Annotated in this window: 7 protein-coding genes; 5 read left to right on the top strand and 2 right to left on the bottom strand. The window is 68.2% G+C overall.

Translation table 11 applies throughout. From position 1 onward, the window contains the following. On the top strand, positions 1 to 1,003 hold a 1,003-nt coding region (locus AX708_RS02015), incomplete at its 5' end, for an ectonucleotide pyrophosphatase/phosphodiesterase (RefSeq protein ID WP_067489406.1). 91 nt (positions 1,004 to 1,094) lie between these two features. Here the strand turns inward: AX708_RS02015 and AX708_RS02010 are convergent. After that, the gene (locus AX708_RS02010) at positions 1,095 to 1,286 is read right to left on the bottom strand and encodes a hypothetical protein (RefSeq protein WP_156454509.1); all 192 of its coding nucleotides are present in this window, start codon (positions 1,284 to 1,286) and stop codon (positions 1,095 to 1,097) included. A gap of 150 nt (positions 1,287 to 1,436) precedes the next feature. Next, positions 1,437 to 3,293: a DNA mismatch repair endonuclease MutL gene (gene mutL / locus AX708_RS02005; RefSeq protein WP_066532727.1), complete on the bottom strand. Its 1,857-nt coding sequence runs from the start codon at positions 3,291 to 3,293 to the stop codon at positions 1,437 to 1,439. A 208-nt stretch (positions 3,294 to 3,501) separates the two neighbouring features. Here mutL and AX708_RS02000 point away from each other — a divergent pair, with 208 nt between their 5' ends. The 4 genes from AX708_RS02000 to mrdA all read left to right on the top strand — a co-directional run. Then, positions 3,502 to 4,545, top strand: coding sequence for a rod shape-determining protein (locus AX708_RS02000; RefSeq protein WP_066532725.1), 1,044 nt, complete (start codon positions 3,502 to 3,504; stop codon positions 4,543 to 4,545). 35 nt (positions 4,546 to 4,580) lie between these two features. Next, the gene (gene mreC / locus AX708_RS01995) at positions 4,581 to 5,528 is read left to right on the top strand and encodes a rod shape-determining protein MreC (RefSeq protein WP_066532724.1); all 948 of its coding nucleotides are present in this window, start codon (positions 4,581 to 4,583) and stop codon (positions 5,526 to 5,528) included. Then, positions 5,528 to 6,082, top strand: a complete 555-nt coding sequence (mreD, locus tag AX708_RS01990; RefSeq protein ID WP_066532721.1) for a rod shape-determining protein MreD — start codon at positions 5,528 to 5,530, stop codon at positions 6,080 to 6,082. The genes mreC and mreD overlap by 1 nt, the downstream gene beginning before the upstream one ends. Then, positions 6,082 to 8,004 (top strand): penicillin-binding protein 2 (gene mrdA / locus AX708_RS01985; RefSeq protein ID WP_067489403.1); only part of this gene is annotated, 1,923 nt, incomplete at its 3' end. The genes mreD and mrdA, both read left to right, overlap by 1 nt.

Raw genomic sequence — 8,004 nt, 5'->3', positions numbered from 1 at the left:
ACCAGCCAGCGCAGCGCAGAAATACCCTTGCCAACGGAGAGCCGTCCACACAGGGATCGTCGGCAACTCGATGATCGACCCGCGCCGCCCGGGGGTGATGTTCAGCCTCGGCAATGCCGCGCAGGCCCTCGACCCCTTCTGGTGGGACGAGGCCGAGCCGCTCTGGATCACCGCCGAAAAGGCCGGCCTGCGCACCGCGACGATGTTCTGGCCGGGGAGCGAGGTCGCCTATGAGGGGCGCCGCCCGTCGGACTGGATGCGGTTCGATCAGAATGTGAGCAACGTCCAGCGCGTGAATGCCCTGATCGACTGGCTGCGCCGTCCCGCGAGCCTGCGCCCCGCCTTCGCCACCATCTATTTCGACACGGTCGACACCGCCGGGCACAAGTTCGGCCCCGACAGCGCCGAGGTCAACGCCGCGCTCGCCGAGGTCGATGCGCGGATCGGCGAGCTGGTCGACGGCGCGAAGGCGCTGGGCGTCGCGGTCAACTGGGTGATCGTCGCCGACCACGGCATGCGCGCGACCGACGAGGCCCGCGTGATCCAGCTCGACGATCTGATCGACCGGGCGAGCATTGTCGCGGTCGAGACCGGGCCCTATGCCGCGATCGAGCCTGCCTTGGGCACCGACAACCGCGTCGCCGAGGCGCTGCTGAGGCCCCACGAGCACATGACCTGCGCGAAGAAGGAAGACCTTCCCGAACGCCTCCACTACGGCAGCAACCCGCGCGTGGCGGCGATCATCTGCATCGCCGAACCCGGCTGGACGATCCTCTCGGGCCCGCCCGCCTACCCGGTCACCGGCGGCGCGCACGGCTACGACAATGCCGACCCCCAAATGCTCGCGCTGTTCATCGCCAACGGCCCGGCCTTCGCGCGTGGCGAGACGCTGCCGGTGTTCGACAATGTTGACGTCGCCCCCCTGCTGCGCGCGGTGCTGGGGCTGCCGGAGGATGCGAATGCCGACGGCAAGCTGACGGACGTGAAGGCGGCGCTGAGGTAACCCCACCCTGCCTTCCCAGCGGAAGCTGGGACCTCAGGGCTGCAAGCACCGGACCAAGAGGCCCTAGGCCCCAGCTTCCGCTGAGGCGACGTCATTTACCGTCGCGCGCGAGGATGCGTTTGCCCTCCTGCAAGGCGTCTTCGACAGTTCCAAAGATGCCTTCGCGCGGTTCTGCCCAAATCTGCCAAGATGGCTTCCAATTCGCGTCGGAGGGAAAACGCACGATCTCCGGGTTCCACTCGTCGCCTGCTTCGTAGCTTCGCACGCGCTCTTCAACGAGCATGTAGCGGAAGTCCGCGCGATCATAGACAACAAGTCGGAGCTTGCCGTCCGCTGACAAAAGTTCGCCACATCGGTATCTTGGAGCCATTTGGACAAGCTACGGTTCGACGCCCCGTGAGGCAACCCTGCGGATGGCCAAACCCTAAGACGCTCAATGCCGCCCGAACAGCTTTTCGACGTCTTCCATCGAGAGCTTCACCCAGGTTGGCCGCCCGTGGTTGCACTGGCCCGAGCGCGGGGTCGCTTCCATCTCGCGCAGCAGCGCGTTCATTTCGGCCACCGAGAGCGTGCGCCCCGCGCGCACCGATCCGTGGCAGGCCATGGTGGCGAGCACCAGTTCGAGCCGCTCGGCGAGCAGCAAGGCGCCCGAATCCTCCTGCTTGCCATGCTTGGCAATGTCGTCGGCGAGATCGCGCAGCAGCGCGGCGCTGTCGGCCTTGGGGAGCGCGGCGGGGAGCGCGCGGACCAGCATGGCGGCAGGGCCGAAACGCTCGATCACGAGGCCGAAGCGCGCAAGACCCTCGGCGGCGTCTTCCAAGCGGTCGCAATCGACCTCGTCCAGCTCGACCACATCGGGCACCAGCAGCGCCTGACTGCGGCGCATGTTTGCGTCCGCCCCGGCGGCGCGCAGGCGTTCGAGCACGAGGCGTTCATGCGCGGCGTGCTGGTCGACCAGCACGAGGCCGTCGGCAGCTTCCGCAACGATATAGGTGTTCGCCACCTGTCCGCGCGCGATGCCGAGGGGGTATTGGCGCGCTTCCTCGGGCACGGGCGCGGCCTCTTCGGCGCGGCCCTGGGGCTCTGCCAGCGGGGCGGTCCACGCGGGCCGGGCCTCGCCGACGCGCGCCTGCGGAGCGGACCAGTCGCGCCCGGCGAACACGCTTTCGAGCAGCGGCGCCATCGGCGCAGGCTCGGGCGCGACCGGCTCGCTCACCCAGCGCGCCATCGCTGCCCTGTCAGGCCCCTGCGCGGACCGCCGGTCGCCGGTAGCCAGCGCTTGCCTTAGGCCGCTGACGATGAACCCCCTCACCCCCACTGAATCCCGGAAGCGCACCTCGGTCTTCGCCGGATGGACATTCACGTCGACATCCTGCGGCGGCAGTTCCAGGAACAGCGCGAGCACCGCGTGGCGATCGCGGGCGAGCATGTCGGCATAGGCCCCGCGCACCGCGCCCACCAGCAGGCGATCCTTCACCGGACGCCCGTTGACGAAGAGATACTGGTGATCGGCCACGCCGCGGTTCCAGGTCGGCAGGCCCGCCACGCCAGTGAGGCGCATCACCCCGTGCGGCGTGTCGCGCGCAAGCTCGATCGGGACCGAGTTGTCCTTCAGCTCATGCGCGATGAGCCGCGCGACGCGGGTCGCCAGGTCCTCGCCCGCCTGCAGGTTGAGGACGGTGCGCCGCGCCCCGTCGCCCGCCGTCTCGAGCGTGAAGGCAATGTCCGGCCGCGCCATTGCCAGACGCCGCACCACATCGAGGCAGGCGGCATATTCGCTGCGCGCCGAGCGCAGGAACTTGCGCCGCGCGGGCACCTTGGCGAACAGTTCCTCGACGCGCACGCGGGTGCCGGGCGGGAGCGCGGCGGGCTCGTCTGCCAGCAAAGCGCCGTGATCGACCACCCGCCGCCAGCCTTCGGCCGCCCCGCTCTCGCGGCTCTCGATCGTGAGGCGCGCGACGCTGGCGATGCTCGGCAGCGCCTCGCCTCGGAAACCGAGCGTCGTGACCAGCTCGATCGCGCCATCCGCGCCGATCAGCGAATCGGGGAGCTTTGAGGTCGCGTGGCGTTCCAGCGCCAGTGCGATGGCGGCCGGCCCCATTCCGCAGCCATCATCCACCACCTCGATCCGCGCAAGGCCCCCCTCGGCCAGCACCACCCCGATTCGCCGCGCGCCGGCATCCACCGCGTTCTCGACCAGCTCCTTCAGCGCCGCAGCCGGGCGTTCGACCACCTCGCCAGCGGCGATGCGGTTGACCAGATCGGACGGGAGGCGGCGGATTTCCGGCATTTGCAGCCACGCTAGCGGTGAGCCGCCGCAATTTCGAGGGCGGCCGCAGCAAAATCACCGCCACAGTGGACAAATATTTTGGCGTTTTGCCCACGGATTCGCTAGGCGCGCGGTGTCATGTCATAAACGGGTCCGTAACCTCTCGCGGCCGCAGCTCGAAAAGCGGTTCGCGACAAGACGCCCGTCATTACCGGAAAACACACCCAACATGAGCTTCCTGTCCGATCTCTTCAAATTCCGCTCGCAGAACATGGCCATCGACCTCGGGACCGCGAACACGCTGGTCTACGTGCAGGACCAGGGCATCGTTCTCAACGAGCCTTCGGTGGTGGCGATCGAGACAATCAACGGCATCCGCCGCGTCAAGGCGGTCGGCAATGATGCCAAGATGATGATGGGCAAGACCCCGGACACGATCGAGGCGATCCGCCCGCTGCGCGATGGCGTGATCGCCGACATCGAAGTGGCCGAGCAGATGATCAAGCACTTCATCCAGAAGGTGCACGGCAAGAAGTCGATGTTCCGCTATCCCGAAATCGTGATCTGCGTGCCCTCGGGTTCGACCTCGGTGGAACGCCGCGCGATCCGCGATGCGGCCTCCAACGCGGGCGCCAGCGACGTCCACCTGATCCTCGAGCCGATGGCCGCCGCGATCGGCGCAGACATGCCGGTGACCGAACCGGTCGGCTCGATGGTGGTCGACATCGGCGGGGGCACCACCGAAGTCGCGGTGCTCTCCCTGCGCGGCCTTGCCTACACCACCTCGGTGCGCACCGGGGGCGACAAGATGGACGAAGCCATCGTCAGCTACGTGCGCCGCCACCACAACCTCCTCATCGGTGACGCCACCGCCGAGCGCATCAAGAAGGATTACGGCATCGCCATGATCCCGGAAGACGGCGTGGGCGAGACCATCACCCTGAAGGGCCGCGACCTCGTCAACGGCGTGCCCAAGGAAATCACCATCAACCAGGCGCACATCGCCGAGGCGCTCTCCGAACCCATCGGCGCGATCGTCGAAGGGGTGCGCATCGCGCTTGAGAACACCGCACCTGAACTCGCCGCCGACATCGTCGACCAGGGCATCGTGCTCACCGGCGGCGGCGCGCTGATCCGCCGCCTTGACGAGCACCTGCGCGAGGAAACGGGCCTGCCCGTCTCGGTCGCCGAGGACCCGCTGACCTGCGTCGCCATCGGCACCGGCCGGGCGATGGAGGATCCGGTCTATCGCGGCGTGCTGATGACCGCGTGACGCGCGCCCATGCAAGCTTGAAGGAACTTTAAGCCATGGCGCCCCCCTCTTCGCGCCGCACCGGCTTCTCGAAGAAAGCGCAGTTTTCGCTGTTCACCGGCTATCTGCTGGCCGCAGCGGGAGCCGTGGTTGGCGCGGCTCTGCTTGCGCTGTCGCTGTGGCAGCCCGCCGCCTTTGCCCCCCTGCGCGGGCTGGCGAGCGATGTCGTAACCCCGGCGGGCACGGGCACGGCGGCGGTGCGCTCGGGCTCGCAGGGGATTTTCGCCGGTCTGATCGGCTATTTCAACGCCGGCAGCCAGAACGCCGAACTGCGCCGCGAGAACGAGATCGCCCGCATCCGCCTTGCCGAGGCCGAAGCGGTCAAGGCCGAGAACCGCCGCTTGAAGGGCCTGCTGGGCTTGCGCGACGGCGAGCTGAAGCCGGTGGCCACCGCAAGGCTGGTCGGCTCGACCGCCACCAGCGGGCGGCGTCTTGCCTATCTCGGCGCGGGCTCGGCGAGCGGGGTTGCGCCCGGGATGCCGGTGCTTTCAGAACGCGGGGTGATCGGCCGGGTGCTCGAGACCGGACGCTTCTCCTCGCGCGTGCTGCTGCTGACCGACAGCGAGAGCGTGCTGCCGGTGCGCCGCGCCACGGACAATATCATCGCCTTTGCCGAAGGACGCGGTGACGGCCTGCTGCGCATCCGCCTCGTCAATCTCGGGGTCAATCCACTGAAAGTCGGCGACATGATGGTGACGAGCGGCGCGGGCGGCTATTACCGCCCGGGCGTGGCGGTGGCGATCATCGCCAAGATCACCCCCGATGGCGGCATCGCGCGGCTTGTCGCAGAGCCGGCCGCGACCAATTTCGTGACAGTCATGCCGATCCACGAAGCCGCAGCGGTTGCCGAGCTTGAAGCGCCCGAAGGCACGGCTGCCGTGCCGACCGGCGCGGGATCGCCCGCACCTGCCGCCTCGCCCCCGCCAGCGGGCGCGGAGGAGTGATGGAACGGCTCGACCCCCGCGCCCGCTCCGACATCTACGGGCTGCGCATCAACCGCGCGCCCGCCCCCTGGCGCGTGCGGAGCGTGCCCTATGCCTCGATCATGCTCGCCTCTGCGCTCCCGGTGCTGCTGATCGCCGACACGATGCCGCTGACGCCCTCTTTCGGATTCCTGATGCTGCTCGCCTGGCGGATGGTGCGCCCGGGCCTCTTGCCGCTGTGGGCCGGCGCGCCGCTCGGTGCCTTCGACGACCTTGTCAGCGGACAGCCCTTCGGCAGCGCGATCCTGCTGTGGTCGTTGGCGATGATCGCGATCGAGGCGATCGAGGCGCGCTTTCCGTGGCGCGGCTTCTGGCAGGACTGGTTCACCGCCTCCAGCATGGCCGTCGTCTACTGGCTGGCATGTCTGGTCGTTTCGGGGGCAAGCCTGACGCCCGAAATGGTCACCGTCGCCGCGCCGCAGGCGCTTGCCAGCGTGCTGCTCTATCCGGTCATCGCGCGCCTCGTCGCCGGGCTCGACCGCTTCCGCCTGTCGCGCGCGCGGACGATCGACTGATGAAGATCCCCTTCCTGCAGCGCGGGCCCCAAAAGCCAGCCAGGATGATCAACGCCTCGCTGCTGCGCTCTTCCTTCGAACGGCGAGCGGTGCTGATCGGCGCGGTGCAAGGCGGGATCGGGGTGCTGCTGGCGCTCAGGCTGGGCTATCTGTCGGTCGCGGAGAACGAGAAATATCGTCTCGAATCCGAGAGCAACCGCGTAAACCTCACCTTGATTCCCCCGCGCCGCGGCTGGATTCTCGATCGCGACGGCGCGCCGCTTGCCTCCAACCGCGCCGATTTCCGGGTCGACCTCATCCCCGAACGGCTGGTCGATGCCGAAGGGACGATCGACCGGCTGGGCGAGCTGCTCGCGCTCGAACCGGCGCGGATTGCCGATATCAAGGACAAGGTTGCCACCTCGCGCGGCTTTGCCCCTGTCGAGGTCGCGAGCGGCCTTGCTTACGAGGCTTTCGCCGCGCTCAGCGTGCGCTTGCCGGAATTGCCCGGAGTCGTCCCCCAGCGCGGCTTCTCGCGCTTCTACCCGACCGGCTGCAGCGTGGGCCACCTGATCGGCTATGTCGGCCCCGCCTCCTCCGAGGAATACGAGAAGGACCCCAACCCGCTGCTGATCACACCCGGTTACAAGATCGGCAAGGACGGGCTTGAAAAGCAGTTCGAAACCGAGCTGCGCGGGGTGCCCGGCGCGCGCCGGGTGGAGGTGACGGCGGGCGGACGGATCGTGCGCGATCTCGAAACCCGCGAGGACGTGCAGGGCGCGCCCGTAAAGCTCACCATCGACGGGCCGCTGCAGGATTACGCCGCGCGCCGCATCGGGCTCGAGAGCGGCTCGGTGGTGGTGATGGACTGCCGCACGGGCGACCTCCTCTGCATGGCCTCGATGCCGAGCTTCGACCCCAATTCCTTCTCCGACGGGATCGGCGGGGTCGAATATGCCATGCTGCGCGACGATGAACGCGTGCCGCTGCGCAACAAGGTGCTGAAAGGCCTTTATCCGCCGGGCTCCACGGTAAAGCCGATGGTCTCGATGGCGCTGATGCAGGCCGGGATCGACCCCGAGGAAACCGTCAATTGCGGCGGCGGCCTCCGGGTCGGCAACCGCGTGTTCGGCTGCTGGAACCGCGGCGGCCACGGCGCCACCAATATGGCCAAGGCCATCTACCAGAGCTGCGACGTCTATTTTTATGCAATGGCCCAGCGCATCGGCATGCAGCCGATCGCCGACATGGCGCGGCGCTGCGGGATGGGGCAGGAATTCCCGCTACCCGTCACCAGCCAGTTCTTCGGCACCGTACCGGACCCGGCGTGGAAGATGAAGAAGTGGGGCCGCGAATGGCAGACCTTCGACACGGTCAACGCCACGATCGGCCAGGGCTACATGCTCTCCAGCCCGCTGCAGCTGGCGGTGATGGCCTCGCGCATCGCCACCGGGCACCATGTGATGCCGCGCCTGACCCTCGACACCAGGCCGCAGGGGTTCGACAAGATCGATTTCCCACTCGAGCAGGTGCAATATGTGAGGAAGGCGATGAGCGACGTCGTCAACGGTCCGGGCACGGCGGGCCGCGCGCGCCTGCCGATCCCAGACGTGCTGATCGCCGGCAAGACGGGGACCGCGCAGGTCGTCTCGCTCTCGATCTCCAACGGCAAGTCGGGTCCGTGGAAGTATCGCGACCACGGGCTCTTCATCTTCTTCGCGCCCTATGACAACCCGCGTTATGCGGGCGCGGTCGTGATCGAGCACGGCGGTGGTTCGGGCGCGGCCTATCCGATCGCACGCGACGTGATGACCTTCCTGTTTGACCCGGCCAAGGGGCTGGAGGCATTGGCCGCGCTCGAGGCCGGATGGGGCGGCACGGCGCAGCAGCGGCTCGAGGCGCGCTATGCCGCCTATGCGGCCGAGCGCGGGGCGAGCGTCAGC

The sequence above is a fragment of the Erythrobacter sp. CCH5-A1 genome, from assembly GCF_001557115.1.
Lineage (GTDB): Bacteria > Pseudomonadota > Alphaproteobacteria > Sphingomonadales > Sphingomonadaceae > Erythrobacter.
The sequence above is the reverse complement of the archived record's forward strand: the minus strand, read 5'-3'. Positions and strand labels throughout refer to the sequence as shown.